At 44.2% G+C, this 19784-nt stretch carries 15 protein-coding genes and 1 other annotated feature; of the genes, 11 read left to right on the top strand and 4 right to left on the bottom strand.

The genetic code is table 11. The annotated features are described in order from the left end of the window. Nucleotides 1–73: 73 nt before the first annotated feature. From hemA to ysxE, 8 genes are all read left to right on the top strand, one after another. The gene (gene hemA / locus HNQ34_RS08245; protein WP_183253453.1) at nucleotides 74–1405 is read left to right on the top strand and encodes a glutamyl-tRNA reductase; all 1332 of its coding nucleotides are present in this window, start codon (nucleotides 74–76) and stop codon (nucleotides 1403–1405) included. Between the two features lie 16 nt (nucleotides 1406–1421). After that, a complete protein-coding gene (locus tag HNQ34_RS08240; RefSeq protein WP_183253450.1) occupies nucleotides 1422–2255 on the top strand; it encodes a cytochrome C assembly family protein in 834 nt (277 codons plus the stop codon). Between the two features lie 14 nt (nucleotides 2256–2269). After that, on the top strand, nucleotides 2270–3202 hold the full coding sequence (gene hemC, locus HNQ34_RS08235) for a hydroxymethylbilane synthase (protein ID WP_183253448.1): 933 nt from the start codon (nucleotides 2270–2272) through the stop codon (nucleotides 3200–3202). Next, nucleotides 3202–3987 (top strand): uroporphyrinogen-III synthase, encoded by a 786-nt coding sequence (locus tag HNQ34_RS08230; protein WP_183253446.1) that lies wholly within the window; start codon nucleotides 3202–3204, stop codon nucleotides 3985–3987. Before hemC ends, HNQ34_RS08230 begins: the two co-directional genes overlap by 1 nt. Beyond that, the gene (gene hemB, locus HNQ34_RS08225) at nucleotides 3984–4961 is read left to right on the top strand and encodes a porphobilinogen synthase (protein ID WP_183253443.1); all 978 of its coding nucleotides are present in this window, start codon (nucleotides 3984–3986) and stop codon (nucleotides 4959–4961) included. The genes HNQ34_RS08230 and hemB overlap by 4 nt, the downstream gene beginning before the upstream one ends. 7 nt (nucleotides 4962–4968) lie before the next feature. Next, nucleotides 4969–6258, top strand: coding sequence for a glutamate-1-semialdehyde 2,1-aminomutase (gene hemL / locus HNQ34_RS08220; RefSeq protein ID WP_281375956.1), 1290 nt, complete (start codon nucleotides 4969–4971; stop codon nucleotides 6256–6258). Between the two features lie 122 nt (nucleotides 6259–6380). Next, nucleotides 6381–7400 carry a stage VI sporulation protein D gene (gene spoVID, locus HNQ34_RS08215; RefSeq protein WP_183253439.1) on the top strand — a complete coding sequence of 340 codons (1020 nt, stop codon included), beginning with the start codon at nucleotides 6381–6383 and terminating at the stop codon, nucleotides 7398–7400. Between the two features lie 45 nt (nucleotides 7401–7445). Next, complete coding sequence (gene ysxE / locus HNQ34_RS08210) at nucleotides 7446–8489, top strand: spore coat protein YsxE (protein WP_246363963.1); 1044 nt, start codon at nucleotides 7446–7448, stop codon at nucleotides 8487–8489. Here ysxE and HNQ34_RS08205 read toward each other — a convergent pair. Further along, the gene (locus HNQ34_RS08205; RefSeq protein WP_183253437.1) at nucleotides 8448–8636 is read right to left on the bottom strand and encodes a hypothetical protein; all 189 of its coding nucleotides are present in this window, start codon (nucleotides 8634–8636) and stop codon (nucleotides 8448–8450) included. The two genes, ysxE and HNQ34_RS08205, sit on opposite strands and share 42 nt — an antisense overlap. Before the next feature lie 157 nt (nucleotides 8637–8793). After that, nucleotides 8794–9031 (top strand) — a binding site (T-box leader). Between the two features lie 69 nt (nucleotides 9032–9100). On the opposite strand from HNQ34_RS08205, the gene HNQ34_RS08200 reads away from it, so the two are divergent. The 3 genes from HNQ34_RS08200 to HNQ34_RS08190 all read left to right on the top strand — a co-directional run bounded on the left by HNQ34_RS08200 (nucleotide 9101) and on the right by HNQ34_RS08190 (nucleotide 16395). Then, nucleotides 9101–11722 (top strand): valine--tRNA ligase, encoded by a 2622-nt coding sequence (locus tag HNQ34_RS08200; protein WP_183253590.1) that lies wholly within the window; start codon nucleotides 9101–9103, stop codon nucleotides 11720–11722. A 66-nt stretch (nucleotides 11723–11788) separates the two neighbouring features. Beyond that, nucleotides 11789–13084 carry a bifunctional folylpolyglutamate synthase/dihydrofolate synthase gene (locus HNQ34_RS08195; protein ID WP_183253435.1) on the top strand — a complete coding sequence of 432 codons (1296 nt, stop codon included), beginning with the start codon at nucleotides 11789–11791 and terminating at the stop codon, nucleotides 13082–13084. Nucleotides 13085–13152: 68 nt separating this feature from the next. Then, complete coding sequence (locus HNQ34_RS08190) at nucleotides 13153–16395, top strand: VWA domain-containing protein (protein WP_183253433.1); 3243 nt, start codon at nucleotides 13153–13155, stop codon at nucleotides 16393–16395. A 36-nt stretch (nucleotides 16396–16431) separates the two neighbouring features. Here the strand turns inward: HNQ34_RS08190 and HNQ34_RS08185 are convergent, their stop codons facing one another. The 3 genes from HNQ34_RS08185 to HNQ34_RS08175 are packed head-to-tail and all read right to left on the bottom strand — an operon-like array spanning nucleotide 16432 to nucleotide 19482. Further along, on the bottom strand, nucleotides 16432–18387 hold the full coding sequence (locus HNQ34_RS08185; protein ID WP_183253431.1) for a type IV pilus modification PilV family protein: 1956 nt from the start codon (nucleotides 18385–18387) through the stop codon (nucleotides 16432–16434). 8 nt (nucleotides 18388–18395) lie between these two features. Continuing rightward, on the bottom strand, nucleotides 18396–18992 hold the full coding sequence (locus tag HNQ34_RS08180; protein ID WP_183253428.1) for a PilW family protein: 597 nt from the start codon (nucleotides 18990–18992) through the stop codon (nucleotides 18396–18398). Beyond that, entirely contained in the window at nucleotides 18976–19482 is a 507-nt protein-coding gene (locus HNQ34_RS08175; RefSeq protein ID WP_183253426.1) for a type IV pilus modification PilV family protein, read from the bottom strand. The genes HNQ34_RS08180 and HNQ34_RS08175 overlap by 17 nt, the downstream gene beginning before the upstream one ends. Nucleotides 19483–19784: the final 302 nt, after the last annotated feature.

The following is a 19784-nucleotide window of genomic DNA, read 5'->3' as shown; positions in this document are numbered from 1 at the left end:
TGGTGCATTGCACATATACATGCTATAATATAGTGAGATTATTATGTACTTTTGGCTGAGGGGGTATAGGAAAGTGCATATTGTTGTCGTTGGCGTAAACTATAAAACCGCCCCTGTCGAAATTCGCGAAAAGCTGACATTTAGCGAATCTGAACTGGTCGAAGCGATGAAAGCGTTACAGCAACAAAAAAGCATTTTAGAAAATGTAATTCTTTCGACGTGTAACCGTACGGAAATTTATGCTGTTGTCGACCAAGTGCATACTGGGCGTTATTATATAAAAACGTTTTTAGCCAATTGGTTTCAGTTCGAGAAAGAAGAGTTAACACCGTATTTAACGATTTTAGAACATGAAGCGGCGATCGAACATTTATTTCGCGTTGCCTGTGGTCTTGATTCGATGATTTTAGGTGAGACGCAAATTTTAGGACAAGTGCGCTCAAGCTATCTTTTGGCGCAACATGAAAACACAATCGGCACCGTATTTAAACAGCTATTTAAGCAGGCAGTGACGTTAGCGAAACGCGCGCATGCAGAAACGGAAATTGGCTCGAACGCTGTATCGGTTAGCTATGCAGCGGTCGAGCTAGCGAAAAAGATTTTTGGTGATTTATCATCTAAGCACGTATTAGTGCTTGGTGCTGGGAAAATGGGGGAACTGGCGCTGCAAAACCTTTACGGCAGCGGTGTGAAAAAAGTGACGGTCATCAATCGGACGTTTGAGAAGGCGCAACATTTGGCTGAGAAATTTTCCGGAAACGCTAAGCCGTTGTCGGAGCTGCAATGTGCCCTCGTGGAAGCCGATATTTTAATTAGCTCAACAGGGGCAAAAGAGTATGTCATTACGAAAGATATGATGATGCATATCGAAAAAATGCGCAAAGGCCGCCCGTTGTTTATGGTCGATATCGCCGTTCCACGCGACTTAGATCCGGCGTTATCGGAGCTTGAAAGCGTCTTTTTATACGACATTGACGATTTAGAAGGAATCGTGCAAGCGAATTTGGCGGAACGAAAAAAAGCAGCGGAACAAATTGAAATCATGATTGAAGCGGAGCTTGTCGAATTCCAGCAATGGCTTCATACACTCGGTGTCGTTCCAGTTATTGCCGCTCTTCGCGAAAAAGCGCTGGCGATTCAGGCAGAGACGATGCAAAGCATCGAGCGGAAGCTGCCGCATTTATCGGAGCGCGACCGCAAAGTGTTGAACAAACATACGAAAAGCATTATTAATCAACTGTTGCGCGATCCGATTTTGCGGGCGAAAGAATTAGCAGCAGAGCCGAATGCGGAAGAAGCGCTCCGGTTGTTTGCGAAAATTTTTAACATTGAAGAGGCTTTGCAGACGCAAAAACAGGTAAAAGATGATGGTGAGCGCTCGGTTGTCCCATCTCTACAGTCATAAGAGAGGAATTTTGCGAATGTTAGAGATGAATCTCACACGGTTGTACGAATTATCCGTTATTTTGTACTCATTGTCTGTATCGCTATATTTTATAGATTTTTTGCATCATAACCGGAAGGCGAATCGCACTGCCTTCTGGTTACTTTCTATTGTATGGGTTTTTCAGACGGCTTTTTTCTTGTTTCGCATCGTCGAAACAAAGCGGTTTCCGATTTTGACGATGTCGGAAGGTCTTTATTTTTACGCATGGGTGCTCATTACATTGTCGCTTGTGATTAACCGGTTGTTGCGCGTTGATTTTATTGTGTTTTTCACGAATGTGCTGGCATTTTTTATATTAGCGCTTCATACGTTTGCACCGATTCACGATCAATCTGAGGCCGTAGCGGAAAAGATGATTTCCGAGCTGCTAATAATTCATATTACAATGGCTATACTGGCGTATGGGGCGTTTTCGCTTTCATTTGTTTTTTCGGTTTTATATATGATTCAATATCATTTGTTAAAACAAAAAAAATGGGGAAAACGGTTGTTACGGATGACGGATTTAACGAAATTAGAGAAGATGTCTCACGTTTTAAATTTGATCGGCTTGCCTATGTTATTATTAGGGCTTATTCTTGGCGTCATTTGGGCCTATATTAAAATTGAAGATTTCCATTGGTATGATGCAAAAGTGCTAGGATCTTTTTCTGTCTTAGCTGTTTATAGCATGTATTTTTACAAACGGGTTGTTCGAGGAATGCAAGGAAAAGCGATTGCGTTGTGGAACATTGGCTCTTTTTTATTTTTGCTCGTGAACTTTTTCTTGTTTGGCAGTTTGTCGAAGTTTCATTTTTGGTATTCATAACGGAGGAAGAAAAGATGCGGAAAGTTATCGTCGGTTCGCGGCGAAGCAAGCTTGCTTTGACGCAAACGAATTGGGTGATTGCAAAGCTGAAAGAACTTGGAGCGCCATTTGAATTTGAAATGAAAGAGATCGTTACGAAAGGCGATCAAATTTTAAATGTGACGCTATCGAAAGTCGGCGGAAAAGGGTTGTTTGTCAAAGAAATTGAGCAGGCGATGCTCAATCAAGAGATTGATATGGCCGTCCATAGTATGAAAGATATGCCGGCTGTACTGCCGGAAGGGCTTATAATCGGCTGCGTGCCGAAACGAGAAGACCACCGCGATGTGCTTATTAGCAAAGCGCGCGTTCCGTTTGTGGAGCTTGCGAGCGGGGCGGTGATCGGAACGAGCAGTTTGCGCCGTTCTGCGCAACTGTTAGCGAAACGCCCAGATTTGGAGGTTAAATGGATTCGCGGTAACATTGATACACGGCTAGCGAAATTGCAAAATGAAGATTACGACGCGATTATTTTAGCAGCGGCTGGGTTGCGCCGAATGGGCTGGGCGGATGAAACCATTACGGAATATTTGCCGACGGAACTTTGTCTTCCAGCCGTTGGACAAGGGGCGTTAGCCATTGAATGTCGCGAAGATGATGCGGAATTGCTCGAATGGCTGCAAAAATTAAATGACAATGAAACCGAGCGGGCGGTGTTGGCGGAACGTGCCTTTTTGCAGCGAATGGAAGGCGGCTGTCAAGTGCCAATCGCTGGTTATGCTTATGTCAACGACAAAGATGAAGTCGTTTTTACTGGGCTCGTTGCTTCACCGGACGGAAAAGAATGCTATAAAGAAACCGCTGTCGGTATGCACCCGGAAGAAGTGGGAAAAACGGTAGCTGACGGTCTTGCACAGCGCGGCGCAAAAGCGTTGATCGACCGGGTTAAAAAGGAGCTTGGTGCGTAATGGAGCGGCTTCCGTTGTCCGGCAAAACGGTGCTTGTTACAAGGGGAAAAGAACAGGCGAAAGAGTTTTCGGACAAGCTGAAACAAGCGGGCGCTCATCCGATCGAAATTCCCCTTATTTCCGTTTCAGCTGTAACCGAAACAGAGAAGATCGATGAATGCATCTGTAGGTTGTCTCTTTATGATTGGATTATTTTTACAAGTGTGAACGGAGTTCGTTTTTTCTTTCCATTTGTAGGGGATCAGGCGAAGCTTCCAACCATCGCTGTCGTCGGTAAAAAAACGGCGCTCGCTTTAGAGAAAAGAGGTATTCGGCCAGCCGTTGTTCCCGACGAATTTGTCGCGGAAGGATTGGCGGAAGCGATGAAATCGCTTGTGAAGCCGAATGACCGCGTTTTGCTAGTGAAAGGCAACTTGGCGCGTCCGACATTGAAAGAAGCACTTGTTCAGTTAGGCGCAGACGTGACCGACCTAGTCGTGTATGAAACAAAAATGAATGAAAGTGGTAAAGAACAACTGCTTGATTTGTTAAAAAAACAGGCGCTCGATGTAGTGACATTTACAAGTTCCTCAACGGTCGAAAGTTTCATGAACATGCTTGACGGAATCGAATGGCGACGGTTGTTAGCACATTGCGTCATTGCCTGCATCGGTCCGATTACGAAACAAACAGCGGAGCAATTCGGATTACGTGTACATATTTGTCCCGAGCAATATACGATTGATGATATGATAAAAGCGATGGAACGATTTTTTTTAAGCCAGTCACGGGAGGGAAAACGATGAGCACATTATCTTTTCATCGCCACCGCCGCTTGCGGCAAAGCGCAAATTTGCGCGCGATGGTGCGCGAAACCCATCTTCACGTCGAAGATTTGATTTATCCGATTTTTGTGATCGAAGGAGAAAATGTCAAGCAGGAAATTCCGTCGATGCCGGGCATTTACCAGTTTTCGCTTGACCGATTGAATGAAGAAGTTGCAGAAGCGGTTGACCTCGGCATTAAGTCGGTGATCGTTTTTGGTATTCCAGCGGAAAAAGATGAAGTCGGTTCACAAGCGTATTGTGAGCACGGCATCGTCCAACAAGCGATCCGGCAAATAAAACAAACGTATCCAGAGCTTGTCGTGATTGCGGATACGTGTTTATGCGAATATACGAGCCACGGCCATTGCGGCGTCGTCGAAAACGAGCAAGTGTTGAACGACCCATCGCTTGAACTGCTTGTAAAAACAGCGGTAAGCCAAGCGAAAGCAGGCGCGGATATTATCGCCCCTTCCAATATGATGGACGGTTTTGTGGCGGCGATCCGCCGAGGATTAGATGAAGCGGGATTTACGCATGTGCCGATTATGTCTTATGCCGTGAAGTATGCCTCTGCTTTTTACGGACCGTTCCGCGATGCGGCCAATAGCGCGCCGCAGTTTGGCGACCGAAAAACGTACCAAATGGATCCGGCAAACCGGCTTGAGGCATTTCGCGAAGCGGAATCCGATGTGCGCGAAGGCGCTGATTTTATTATGGTAAAACCGGCGCTTGCCTATTTAGACATTATTCGCGATATGAAAAACCATTTCCATCTTCCGATTGTCGCTTACAATGTAAGCGGAGAATATGCGATGGTGAAAGCAGCGGCACAAAACGGCTGGGTGAGCGAAAAAACGATCGTGCTAGAAATGCTGACAGGCATGAAACGGGCAGGCGCGGATTTAATTTTAACGTATTTTGCCAAAGACGTCGCTCGTTGGCTAAAAGAATAGGGGGATGTTGATGCGATACGAACGTTCGAAACAAGCATATGAAGAAGCGGTTCGGTTGTTGCCGGGTGGGGTGAACAGCCCGGTTCGCGCGTTTAAATCGGTGAAAATGGATCCGATTTTTATGGAGCGCGGCAAGGGGTCGAAAATTTATGATATTGACGGCAATGAATACATTGATTACGTTCTGTCGTGGGGACCGCTTATTTTAGGGCATGCGAATGAGCGTGTCGTCGCGGCACTAAAAAAAGTCGCGGAAAACGGGACGAGCTTCGGGGCACCGACGCTCGTTGAAAATGAGTTAGCAAAGCTTGTGATTGAACGGGTGCCGTCGCTTGAAATCGTGCGGATGGTTAACTCTGGGACGGAAGCAACGATGAGTGCATTGCGCTTGGCGCGTGGGTATACGGGACGAAGCAAAATTGTGAAATTTGAAGGCTGTTATCATGGGCACGGTGACTCGTTGCTTATAAAAGCCGGTTCAGGGGTGGCGACGCTTGGATTGCCGGATAGCCCTGGGGTGCCAGAGTCGGTGGCGCAACATACGATTACGGTTCCTTACAACGACTTAGAAAGCGTCAAATATGCGTTTACGCGGTTTGGCGAAGACATTGCGGCGGTCATTGTCGAGCCGGTCGCTGGCAATATGGGCGTTGTTCCGCCGCTTCCAGGATTTTTGCAAGGACTTCGCGACATTACGAACGAATACGGGGCGCTGTTGATTTTTGATGAAGTAATGACTGGCTTCCGCGTCGATTACCATTGCGCCCAAGGCTATTTCGGGGTGACGCCTGACTTGACATGTCTTGGCAAAGTCATTGGCGGTGGTCTTCCGGTTGGTGCATACGGTGGAAGAGCAGACATTATGGAACGGATTGCTCCAAGCGGTCCCATTTATCAAGCAGGTACATTATCAGGCAACCCGCTAGCAATGACGGCTGGCTATGAAACGCTTATCCAACTAACGCCGGAAACGTACGAACAGTTCCGAAAAAAAGCAGACCGTCTCGAAGCAGGATTGCGCCAAGCGGCGGAAAAATACGGCATTCCGCATACCGTTACCCGCGCTGGCTCGATGATCGGCTTCTTCTTTACGAACGAAGATGTCATCAACTATGAAAAAGCGAAAACATCGGATTTAGAGATGTTCGCCTCTTATTACCGCGAAATGGCGGAACAAGGCATCTTCTTGCCGCCGTCTCAATTTGAAGGGATGTTTTTATCGACCGAGCATACCGATGAAGACATTGACAAAACAATCGAAGCAGCAGAAAAAGCGTTTGCGAAGCTAAAGGGATAATGAATGATGGCCATGTGCAATGTGCATATGGCCATTTTTTATTCATATTCTGTTTCCGCTCGTCATACATTGATAATGCCATTGAAAAGTTTGACTGAAAAGGACGGAAGGAGGAGGCCTGTGTGGAGCAATCATATTTGCGTTTTTCATTAGAAGAGTCGATTTGGTTTAAAAGGGGACAGGGAGTAGCAGAGTTTCTCTCGATTTCTTTAGATCCAGTTATTTCTGTTGATGAATACGATCATTATATTACAATTCGCGGGGCGTTAGAATTAAGCGGGGAATATCGCATGGCGGACGACGATGGAGAGGAAGCCGATCTTTACGATTTTAGCACGCGCCGGTTTGTCCAACGGATTACGACGCGTGAAGATGGGGTGAGTGAGCTGTTTCATCACTTTCCTGTCGATATTACTATTCCGAAAAATCGAATTTTTAGTTTAGATGAAGTATATGTCACGGTCGAATCGTTTGATTACGATTTAGGCAGCGATGGCCGGCTTTCCCTTGTAGCCGATATTTCGATTAGCGGAATGTTGGAAGAAGAGGAAGCAGAAACGGAGCGTGAGCCGTCATGGTTTGAGCCGTTTGAAGCAGTCGCTCGCAAAGAATGGTACGAACAAGAAATGCTAGCCGAAGCGAGCGAACATGTGCAAGCAACGGCAGAGCGAAGCGAAGAGGGGCTTGTTGGGCACATAGACATCGTTCCGAATGAGCCTGAAGTGATGAAGCGAAGCGAAGATGACGAGCAAGCGCTGGTTGCGTCAGCAGTAGCTACCGACGAGCGAAACGAAAATAGTGAGCCGCTTCTCGCTAAAGAGCCAGAAGTAGCGCACCAAAACGAAGCGAAAGTATCGATCGGAACAGCCAAGCAAGAACAAGAGAATCAGATAGTAGAAGAAAATGCGAAGCCGCGCAAAGAAAATGCGCTTTATTTAACGAGCTTGTTTAAAGAGCAAGGAGAAGACTTTTCACGAGTAAAAATTTGCATCGTCCAACAAGGCGATTCAATGGACAAGATTGCAAAACGGTACGACATTTCGATCCAGCAGTTATTGCGGGCGAATCATCTCGAACACGAGACGGATTTATCCGAGGGACAACTGCTCTATATTCCGATTCCCGTTAACCAACGCGCCTAAAAGGGTTCTCCCACTTTATCCAATTGTTAAAGTGGGAGATTTTTTATGGAGAGGGAGGTGGATTCGTTGCAGCGGAGCGATATGGCCATCCTTTCGCATTATCCTTTGCACGTAATGCGAATCGACGACTACGGCAAAGTGAAAAAAGTGCAGGCAGTCGAAGGAACGTTTGCATTAAAAAAAATTGACGATCCAAGGAAACTTCACGCCATTGAGCAAGCCGTTTTTTTTTATCGACCGCAAATGATTCCGATTTACTGGTCGAAGCGCGGCACGTTGTTTGTAGCCGAAGGCGGTTACTATTATTATGTCATGCCGTGGATTTCACCGCCGTCAGGGCAGCGGGCAACAGAAGCGATGATATCTTTTTTCCGCGATCTTGCCACGCTGCATCAGAAAACGTTGCAAGAAATCAACGTGGACGAAACAGAGCTTAAAAACTATTATGAAACAAAAAAAGCGGCTTGGGAAGAAGAACGCTCCTTTTTACAATCTTATGCGGAACAATGCGAACATGAATGGTATATGTCCCCGTTTCAACTGCAATTTTGCACGTATTTTCACGAAACGATGCAAGCATATTGGTTTGCAGAAACGCAGTTGGAAACATGGTACGAAAAAATGAAAGAAACGAAAAAATGGCGCGTTGCGTTCGTACATGGGAACGCGCGCTCTTCTCATTACGTACAGAGTGAACGTGGGGGACGGTATTTTTTAAGTTGGGAGCGGGCGCGTTGGACTTTTCCGCTTGTAGATGTAGCGACATCGTTGTATGAATATGTACGAACGCCGCCACCGGTGGACGAAACATGGATCGACGGTTTTGACGAATATAAACGGCAGCTGGCCATTCGCGAGGAAGAGCTCGCCTTTTTCCTCAGCCATGCCGCCTCCCCGACGTATTTATATCGTGTTGTTTCCAGCTATGCAGCGAAACGGAAAAAAGAGTGGACGGAATATGCCGCGGTTTCCCGGCTGCAGCGGGAATATTGGGCGCTCAAACAAACGGAACAAATCGTGATGCGCCTTGTACAAAACGAACAGCTGTCAAATCCAATCAAGATGGAAAGCGACGGCCAGCAAAACTAAAATCGCCAATAAAATGACATCAAAGGTAGTCGGCCATAAAATCGTGCGAATCGCTTGGAAAATTGTAATCGGAATGATTACTTGCGCGCAAATGGCACAAAGTTGGCGAAGCCACGGCGGCCATGAATACGGATTAAATCGTTTCACTTATCGTCCCTCCTTTATTATACAGTATGAAGCGGTGTCTTTTTTGTCACAAAAATAAACAACATGCATAAATCATTAAAAACTTGGAAAAGATGATTGACGGTACGTTTGTTTTTTCGGTAGTATGTATAATGAGGTAGTATGTATAATGAAAATGTAAAAAGCAAAGACGGGGAAGAGTACGACGCATAACACCTTCAGAGAGGGAAATCAATAGCTGCGAGATTTCCTAGGATTGTACGCGTTGGAAGGTCGCCCTTGAGCTGCTTCTTTGAACGGCGATGCTAAGTAGAGGAAGCCGGCCGCAAGCCGTTATGCGATGAAGTGCTTAAGTAGGGGATACTCTGCTTAAGAAAAAAGGTGGTACCGCGAGAGAGTCTCCTTTCGTCCTTTTTTTGGATGGAAGGAGTTTTTTATTTGTAAAACTGACAGGAGGGATAAAGGTGGAAACGAAAGAACTGACGATGTCAACAAAATACGACCATAAAGCAGTCGAAACGAACCGCTATCAGTGGTGGCTTGATGGCAAATTTTTTGAAGCGACGGGTGAAGAAGGAAAGCAGCCGTTTACAATCGTCATTCCGCCGCCAAACGTGACAGGAAAACTGCATTTAGGCCATGCGTGGGATACGACGTTACAAGATATTATTACACGTATGAAGCGGATGCAAGGCTATGACGTCTTATGGCTTCCAGGGATGGACCATGCCGGCATTGCCACGCAGGCGAAAGTTGAAGAAAAATTGCGCCATCAAGGGCTTTCCCGCTACGATTTAGGCCGCGAAAAGTTCGTGGAGGAAACGTGGAAATGGAAAGAAGAGTACGCCGGCCATATTCGCTCACAATGGGCGAAATTAGGGCTTGGCCTCGATTATACGCGCGAGCGCTTTACGCTCGATGAAGGGTTGTCAAAAGCAGTGCGTGAAGTGTTCGTTGCGCTTTACAAAAAAGGGTTCATTTACCGCGGTGAATATATTATTAACTGGGATCCAGTCACCAAAACAGCGCTTTCTGATATTGAAGTCATTTACAAAGACGTACAAGGAGCGCTTTACCATATGCGCTATCCGCTTGCCGATGGTTCTGGCTACATTGAAGTGGCAACGACTCGCCCAGAAACGATGCTTGGCGATACTGCAGTTGCGGTGCATCCGGAAGACGAGCGCTATAAACATTTGATTGGAAAAACGGTTATTTTACCGATTACAGGCCGCGAAATCCCGATTATTGGCGATGAATATGTCGATATGGAATTTGGTTCAGGGGCAGTAAAAATTACACCGGCGCACGACCCGAATGACTTTGAAATCGGAAACCGCCACAACTTGCCGCGTATTCTCGTCATGAACGAAGACGGTACAATGAACGGCAATGCGATGCAGTATAAGGGACTTGACCGCTTCGAATGCCGCAAACAAATCGTCAAAGATTTACAAGAACAAGGGGTATTGTTCAAAATTGAAGAACATATGCACTCGGTCGGCCATAGTGAACGGAGCGGAGCGGTCGTTGAGCCATATCTTTCGACGCAATGGTTTGTTAAAATGAAGCCGTTAGCGGAAGCAGCGATTGAACTGCAAAAGACGGAAGGAAAAGTGAATTTTGTTCCAGAACGTTTTGAAAAAACATATTTACACTGGATGGAAAATATTCGCGATTGGTGCATTTCCCGGCAGCTTTGGTGGGGGCACCGCATTCCAGCGTGGTATCATAAAGAAACAGGCGAAGTGTACGTCGCTCACGAGCCGCCGGCAGACATCGAAAACTGGGAACAAGACCCAGACGTCTTAGATACGTGGTTTAGCTCCGCGCTTTGGCCGTTTTCAACGATGGGCTGGCCAGATGAAGAAGCAGCGGACTATAAACGCTATTACCCAACAGACGTGCTTGTGACAGGCTATGATATCATTTTCTTCTGGGTATCGCGCATGATTTTCCAAGCGCTCGAGTTTACGGGGAAACGTCCATTTAAAGATGTACTCATTCACGGCTTAGTGCGTGATGCGCAAGGGCGGAAAATGAGTAAATCGCTCGGCAACGGCGTTGACCCGATGGATGTCATCGACCAGTACGGCGCGGATTCGCTCCGCTACTTTTTAGCGACAGGAAGCTCGCCGGGGCAAGATTTGCGCTTTAGCACGGAAAAAGTCGAGGCTACTTGGAATTTCGTCAATAAAATTTGGAACGCGTCGCGGTTTGCGTTAATGAACATGGGCGGCCTCACGTATGAACAAATTGACCTCACCGGGGAAAAATCAGTTGCCGATCATTGGATTTTAACGCGTTTAAATGAAACGATCGATACGGTCACGAAGCTGGCGGAAAAATATGAATTTGGCGAAGTAGGCCGCACGCTTTATAACTTTATTTGGGACGACTTATGCGACTGGTATATTGAGATGGCCAAACTGCCGTTATATGGAGATGACGAGCAAGCGAAAAAGACAACGCGGTCTGTATTGGCGTACGTACTCGACCAAACGATGCGCCTTCTTCATCCATTTATGCCATTTGTAACGGAAGAAATTTGGCAGCACTTGCCGCATGAGGGCGAATCGATTACGGTTGCGAAATGGCCGGAAGTTCGCCCAGAGCTTTCAAACGAGGAAGCGGCAGAAGCGATGCGGTTGTTGGTCGATATTATTCGCGCGGTGCGCAACGTTCGTGCGGAAGTAAATACGCCGCTAAGCAAGCCGATTACGCTTTATATTAAAGCGAAAGACGAACACGTCAAAGCGACGTTAGAAACGAACCGAGCGTATATTGAGCGCTTCTGCAACCCGAGCGAACTAATCATCGATACGACGATTCCGGCGGTCGAAAAAGCGATGACCGCGGTCGTCACAGGCGCTGAACTGAGCTTGCCGCTTGAAGGACTAATCAACATTGAAGAAGAAGTGAAACGCCTCGAAAAAGAGTTGCAAAAGCTTGACCAAGAAGTCGAGCGCGTGCAAAAGAAACTAAGCAACGAAGGCTTTTTAGCGAAAGCCCCAGCGCACGTTATCGAAGAAGAGCGGAAAAAAGAACAAGACTACTTGGAAAAACGTGAAACCGTGCGCGCTCGTCTTGCACAATTAAAACAATAGCTTTATGATGAAGACGAATCGGTTTTCGGTTCGTCTTCATTTTTGACAAGGGAGGAAGGAGTTTTCATGGCGAATACATATACAGAAGCGGTGAACTGGATTCACGGACGGTTAAAGTTAGGGATAAAACCAGGCTTGAAGCGAATGGAATGGATGCTTGAGCGGCTAGGGCGTCCAGAGCGTCGATTAAAAGCAGTTCACGTCGCAGGGACGAACGGCAAAGGGTCGACCGTTTGCTTTTTACGCCATATTTTACAGGAGGCGGGATATTCCGTTGGGACATTCACTTCCCCATATGTGGAACAGTTTAATGAACGCATTAGCGTGAATGGCGTGCCGATTTCCGATGAAGAAATTGTGCAGCTTGTGAACGTCATTCAGCCGCTAGCCGAAGAATTAGAACAATCGGAACTCGGTGGACCGACGGAGTTTGAAGTCATTACGGCGATGATGTTTTATTATTTTGGCAAAATGAATGTGCAAGATATCGTCATTATTGAAGCGGGGCTTGGTGGACGGTTGGACTCAACGAACGTTATTTATCCGCTTTTATCGGTGATTACAAACGTTAGCTACGATCATATGAATATATTAGGAGAAACGCTTTCTGCGATCGCGTTTGAAAAGGCAGGAATCATTAAAGCAGGTATTCCGGTCATTACCGGCGTCGAGCAAGATGAAGCGCTCTCTGTCATTCAAGAAAAAGCGAAAGAAGTAAAAGCAAAAGTGTACGTGCTAGGCAACGATTTTGTCGTGAACAACGTTGCTTCATTCGGACATGGCGAACGGTTCTCTGTCAGTACGATATTTGCGAACTACCCAAATTTAACGATTTCGATGTTCGGGGCGCACCAAGTAAAAAATGCGGCGTTAGCGGTGATGGCGGCAGATTATTTAAGAGTGTATTATTCGTTTATCATCGAAGAAGAGGCGTTACGAAACGGACTAGCGAAAGCGCAGTGGCTCGGACGGTTTGAAAAGATGAACGATGACCCGCTGATCATCATTGATGGGGCGCATAACGAAGCGGGCGTCCAAAGCCTCGTGGAAACGGTAAAAACACATTATCCGGATCGCGACGTTCATTTGCTTGTCGCGGCATTAGCGGATAAACCGCTTGATAAAATGATTCCGCAGCTTTCTCGTATCGCGAAGACAATAACGTTTACATCGTTCGATTTTCCGCGCGCCGCAACAGCCGAGCAACTCGCACAATTGTGCAAACATCAGAATAAAACGTGCTGCACCGACTGGAAACAATGGCTGACCGACGCTAAAAAAAGCACGAACGATCGCGACCTTTTCTTAATCACTGGCTCGCTTTACTTCATTTCAGATGTGCGGAAATTTTTGAAAAATTAATATATTTTGTGATCGGATTGTTGATATAATATAAAGAAAATAGGGTGTTGGAAAGGGGGGAGCTAATAATGAAAAAGGTCATTCGATTATTTGGGATCTTCATTTTTATGCTCGGCCTTTTCTTTACAAACGAAAAATTGGTATGGGGGAGTAGCTCAAAAGAAGAGGGAGCGATTACGAACGTTACGGCAAGCAAAATCGAAGGTTGGGCTACAACGGTAGGACAAGGTAGCGGTAACGGCAATACGATCAGCTTTTTTATCGTAAAAATTAATATAAAAGGAAGCAGTTCGCAAGTAAGTTACCGGACAAACGCCATACAAGTGCCGGCGGAGCAAAATGGCGAGAAAAAATATACGTTTTCGCTTGATATGACAAACAAATGGCCACAAGGAAACGGCAATTCAACATACCAAATCGTCGTTGATGCGTATCGGACGTTAGGAAATGGCAAAGAAGATTACTACTTTTCGTTTCCGGATACCGCCTATGAATATCAACCTAGGAACGCTTATTTAGATTTTACTTTATCCGCATCCCAAAGCGAGTATGCCAAGCCAGCAAACGGAGATGCGCAAGGACGGCTCGATGTTACGTTAATTCCTCAAGGAAGAATCGACAGCGTTGTACGTCCGCCGATTGATGTCGTGTTTGTATTTGACGTTTCGGGGTCGATGGATGAGTTAGGGACAAATCCGATGAAGTTTCAAAGCGCCAAGCAAGCGCTTAGTTCAGCAGTCAGCTATTTTAAAGCGAATGTGAATCCGAGCGACCGTTTTGCCCTTATTCCTTTTTCAAGCGACGTTCAATACAATAAGGTCGTGCCGTTTCCAACCGGAACATATGACGTTGCGCAGCATTTAGATAAAATTTTACAAACGTCGAATAGCCTTGTTGCTGGTGGAGGAACGAACTATACGCAGGCGTTGCAAACAGCGCAATCGCTTTTTAACGATCCGACGCGAAAAAAATATATTATCTTTTTAACAGACGGGGTGCCGACATTTGCGAACGTTGTTGAGCAAATGACATATAAAGAAGTAAAAAATTACCGGTATACAGGGAAAATCATTACCGGCAATATTTCGCTCCGCTATGAGCTTTATAATGATGGTATAACAACGGCGATGCGTTTTATTGATAACAACGGATATGAACGGGTTTTATACGGAAGCGGCTATGATTATGCTAACGGTTTGTATGTAGGAAGAAGCGGTCTTACTTTTTCATATAGCGCTGTTAATACAAAAATTCGAAATTACGGACTAAACGTCGCCAAAAATCTCGGTATGAATAATATCACGCTTTATTCGATTGGCTTTGGCGACAATTATGATGTTGATATGGATTATTTAAGTCAGTTATCGGCAATGACGGGGGGACTTGCTAAACAAGGAACGACGCAAAATTTAACGGAAATTTTCCAGCAATTTTCGAAGTTGGCGACAGATCCGGTGTTAAGCGGCACGGTAAAAATTCCGTTGCAATCGTTCAATGGAAACGTACAAGTGGTTGAAAATGAGAACGTCTGGCTTGATGAGGCGAAAGAAAATGCATACGTCACGTTTAATATTAGCTATAAAGTCGGACAACCGGCCCCGCCGCCTGTCAATATTTCGATTCCTGTTTTGTTTAAAGCGAAAGGAACGTATACGTTAAGTGCAGAAATGTCTTATCGGGACGTATACGGCGCGTTGCAGCCGACGGTGACGAAAACGGTGACGGTAGTGGTGAAAGATGAAGTGCCGCCGTCGTTTACAGGCAGTGTAACTTTGCAAGGCGTTTCCAGAAATATTAGTGATTTGATCAAATACGGAAATAGCAACGGGGATTCGAACCAATTTATTGCCCAATACTCATTAACGCCTGTCGGATATGTTGGCAACGGTGTGACGGGCAATTTAAGCAACATTAAGCTTATTCAGCCGCTTCCGGACGGGGTGACGGTTGTTCCTTCCGCAAACGTTACGGTTTATAGCAATAACGGCGTCACTTATGCGGAAATTGCTTTTCCGAATACAACGATTGATTATACGAAATTAAATAGCACGACGCTTACAGCAAGTTTAAAACTGCAAGCAAATTGGGCGCTGGAAGGGGTGCAGCTGCCGCAAGCGACCGTTTCGTTTACAGACAGCAAATACGGTGCGCGCACTTCCACATTGCCGGTTGCCTCACAGTCGATCAGCATGAAAGTAAGGTTGTTAGAGTTCCCGGACATGTATTATGAAGGAGACAGCCGCGGACTTGTTTCGAAATGGCAGACGCTTGCCGCGACGACGAACTTGCTTGCGACAACGAAGCATCCGAACGATTACGGGTTGCTTATGTTGCCGATTCAATCGCTAATGTTTAAGCCAAATAGCGGTGATCTCATCATTGTTGTTACGTATAAAGATGGTCAAGTGGTGGAGTTAAATTTAACGCCGCAGCTAAAAATTTTTACGAACGACGGGCGGGAAGTCACAAACGGAGCAACTGTAACAGAACCGGTAAAAGTGCGTGTAGTAGGCTTAGTAGCGGGAGAAGAGGTATCGTATGAGTATAAAATCGACAATGAGAAACAAGACGCAAGCTGGAAACCGCTAAGCGCTCCATACGAAATTCCGATTACGTTTGATGGATATTCTGTTATTTCCGTCAGATCAAAAGGAGGTTTTACGAAAGGAGACGGTATTGCAACTGTTGCCGTAACATTTAACAAGCTCGTCACCAAAATCGAATTAGGACCATACAAAAGTGAAATGAATGTAAACGAAGTACAGACGCTTCAGGCAACGGTTTTACCTTCTGATGCGACGAATAAAAATGTCCGATGGTCATCAAGCAATCCATCTGTTGCATCAGTGGAAAATGGCATTGTAACTGCGCTGTCACTAGGAAATGTTACAATTTATGTGGAAGCGCAAGATGAAAGCGGTGTTTCGGCAAGAGCGAATATCACTGTCGTTGACCCGACGGTACCGTTAGAGAGCATCCGCTTTAAACAGCGAACTTTAAGCATAACGCTTGGTGAAAAAATACCTGTTGCATCATTATTGGAGTTTAATCCTTCCAACGCAACGAACAAACAGCTAGAGTCTGTATTGTCTTCTGCACCGCAATATGTCGAAATAACGAACGAGAACGGGCAGTGGTATTTGACTGCAAGGAATTACGGCTATTCGACTGTAACCGCCATTGCAGAAGAAAAAACAAAAAATGGTCAAGAAATTAAAGATTCCATCGTGATTATTGTTACGAAATCTGGTAACGGTTCAGGCGGAGGAAACAACGGAGGAGATTCTGAAATACCGAAAGGAAGATGGTAATAAATAAAGCCGCAAGGGGCTACATCCTTTGCGGCTTTATTGTAATTCAATCGCGTCTGGAATGACTTGCAATTCATCGACAAGCGGCAAATCGTCGATGCGTCTTAACAATACTTTTTTATCGTACTTCACGTTAAAGCGAGAAAGTTTGTTCGTCTGCAATGTTGGTTGTGTTGAGTCGTTAGCCATATTCATTAAACTTTGTTCGGAATGATTGGTAATTTCCCCTCTAATCGCATTAATAACTAGATGTTCTCTAGCGAAGAGACCTCCATCGATATAAAATAACGAACCGACACCATACAGTTCCGCATTTTGATGCGTGTAGAAAAACGCATGTAACGGTTTGATTGCCGTATCCGTTACTTCACCGTTAAAATTAGCAGGTTCGTTCATGGTGGAAAAATTTCTGAATTCATTGATGCGCGTTATCGTCAAATTTCCATTTGATAACAAGACAAGCTGTTTATCATTGTTATCTGCACCTAAAATGTTGGCGCTTGAGATAAACGATTGTCCCATTACATAAACAACAGAGTCAAAGATAAAATTGTCATCTTCATTTTTATTTAAATCATCGTTTCCAAGCACATAAAAATCTCCATTTCCCATCACGTAGCCGCGGATTGTAAAAGAAGAATCTCTTGTCACAAGTTTCGTGTTTCCGTTAATAAAGACGTTTCCGTTTATTTGGAAATCGGTGTCGCTGACAACTTCCAAATTTCCGCCGACCACTGTATTATATTGCAGCATTCCTTTCGCATTGTTTCTTATAAAATTGGAAATCGTTACATTTCCTGTTACAAATAGATTACCAATTTGCAAATCTCCATAATTCGTAATCGTCAAATCGCCTTGGACAATTAAATCAGGCAATTCCAGTCTGGAGATGTTGCTTAAACTAACATCTCCTCTTATTTTTAGCGGTTTTGTGCGCATTGTATTGTCTGTGTTAGTTAAAAGGATGGTTTCATTATTATTCGATTGCAAAACTATTTCTTCGTCACTCGCTAAACTGGATAGCTCAATGCTCGTTTCTTCATCATCACGAGGAAAGAAAATAGAAATTCCGCTGCTATTAGCGATTAGATTATTTGCATAGTTTTCAAAACTAGCAATAAAGTTTCCGTTGCTGTATCTTATGTTTTCTCCCGTGATATTATACAATAATTTATCTGCCTGTTTATTAAACGTTTCATTGAAATTTACATCAATGAAATGACTATCGTTTTTAAACAACGGCATCTTTTGTTTATAAAAATTGTTTTCGCTTAACGATGTTTGCACATCTTTCCCTTCGGAATAAACGTCTCCGAATATCGATGGAAACGGCGTTGGAATTTCCATTAAAACGTTATTGGTTGTATAAAACTTTGCATTTTGCGAGATTTTTAAATCGTTAGCGAATACATTTCCGAGAATGTTTGGCGAACCGTTGATTTCAAGCTCCTGCTGAGAGCCAACGGCATATTGCAAAAAGCTTGGTGTCGGAGAAAGAATTACATTTCGCTTCATTGTTCGCTTAATCGTTGCTTGATGAGCGTCTTTTACGGTTACTTTGATTTCCAACACGCGGGTAAAATGAAGTTGTTTATTGATATAATAAGGTTTTTCAGTGCTTATATCTTTAATTTGTAGCGACTCAACATAAGTGCTGTACTTAGGAATAATTTTTTCATTCAGCAGTCTCGTTAATGTCGGGTCAAAGTTTGCATCAACCGTCCCGCCGGTTTTTGATAATGGAAGATAGTAGCTAGCAGGTAAAGGTTGATTAGGATTCAGCGGGTCTTTTTTCTGCATCGCCAGCTTAAGGTCCGCTACTATTTCTTCCATAATATTGTTCGCTTGGTAAGTGACATCAATATCCGTTTCTCTAATTTCCGTCCGCAATGTACCATTAATCGAAGCAGAGATGATCGCAAGTCCGATAGTCATAAATATAAGCGTTATTAATAATACGGTTATTAAACTTACGCCTTTTTCATTTTTCATCAATTTCATCACCATCCGAATTTGCTCGCTAGGTGAAGCGTTTTATTCGTCCTTGGATGCTGTACAGTTAAATCGATATTAATCATTGCGCTCACGCAATTTCCGTTTTGTTCTTTCGAGCATTGAAATGTAATTGTTGAACCTTTAAAATTAGCTTGCGTACTTAAAATTTCATCGTCAATTTTAAATTGATAAAACCCGGTTTCTGTTTCAACCAATTCAATTTTCGTTGCCGTTGATATTTTATTTCCGTTTTCGTCCACATAGTCCTTATCAGGATTGATGTCTAAAAGGTTGTTGTATTGATCAATTCCGACATATTTATCGTTTACTAAAGTAATGCATGTTCCTTTAGGAGAGTTAGGACAATATTCAATCTGGTCAAAGGGAAAGGAATAAAGCTTATTCATCATTCTTGATACGACATAATCGGCGTCGTCTCTTAACTGTCCCTCAATGCCAATTTTGTTATATAAGTTCAGACCAGTCATAAAAACACCATAAATAACAGAAAGCATAATCGATGAAATCGTAATGGTCGCCAGCAACTCAATTAGCGTAATTCCGCGTTCATTTGGGGCCAATCGTTTAACGAATGTCTTCACTTGTAATAACCCCCTTTAGCTGCGTTGACCGTTCGATATTACTACTTTCCCAAGTAACGACTACTTTAATTGGAATGAAGTAATTTTGATAGTTTTGCTTATTTTCTTCAGCTTGGACAGTAATTTTGTATTTCGTGTTATTGATTTCAACGTTTTGGCAAGTTGATGGGATAGAAGCATCTTTATTAAAAAATTGATAGTTTTCAATTGTATTGCCATTTTCGTCTGTTTTTTTGCAGATGAGAATTTTCAGTTCTTTATTTGTATCGGTAAAATAGTTCTTTAAATCAATGAAACTTTGTTTTTTCATATACATTAAAGCGTTTCGCGCGACATTAATTCCAACTGTTTTGTCTTCATTTAAGACCGTGTACAAATACGCTTGTTTAAACAAAGTCATGACGCCAAGCATCACAATTCCTAAAAGTGTAATCGATAACATCGTTTCGATTAATGTTAATCCTTTATGATTTTTTATGAGTTTCGTCATAGGCATTTCGCCTACCCTTCTTTCAAAATATGTAACTTTATTATACAATATATCAGAGTGTAGTATCATTTACTTTATGTCAGGCGTGTTGATTAACATTAAAAACCAGTTGACATCGCTCTATTCCTAGCTTTTCTGCCGTAGTCGGCTAAGCTCAGATTGCCGACTGGGCATGCTGTACGCATGCCCTCCTCGAACAATGAACGCTTTGCGGGCAAATGACATTTGCCCGCCGGCGTTCTTGTTCGAGGGAAGAGTCAGAAAAGCTTGTGTTCAGCCATATGATTCTGCGTTTTTTAGTA

Source organism: Anoxybacteroides tepidamans, from assembly GCF_014201465.1.
Classification (GTDB): Bacteria; Bacillota; Bacilli; order Bacillales; family Anoxybacillaceae; genus Anoxybacteroides; species Anoxybacteroides tepidamans.
This window is presented reverse-complemented; position numbering and strand designations above follow the sequence as displayed.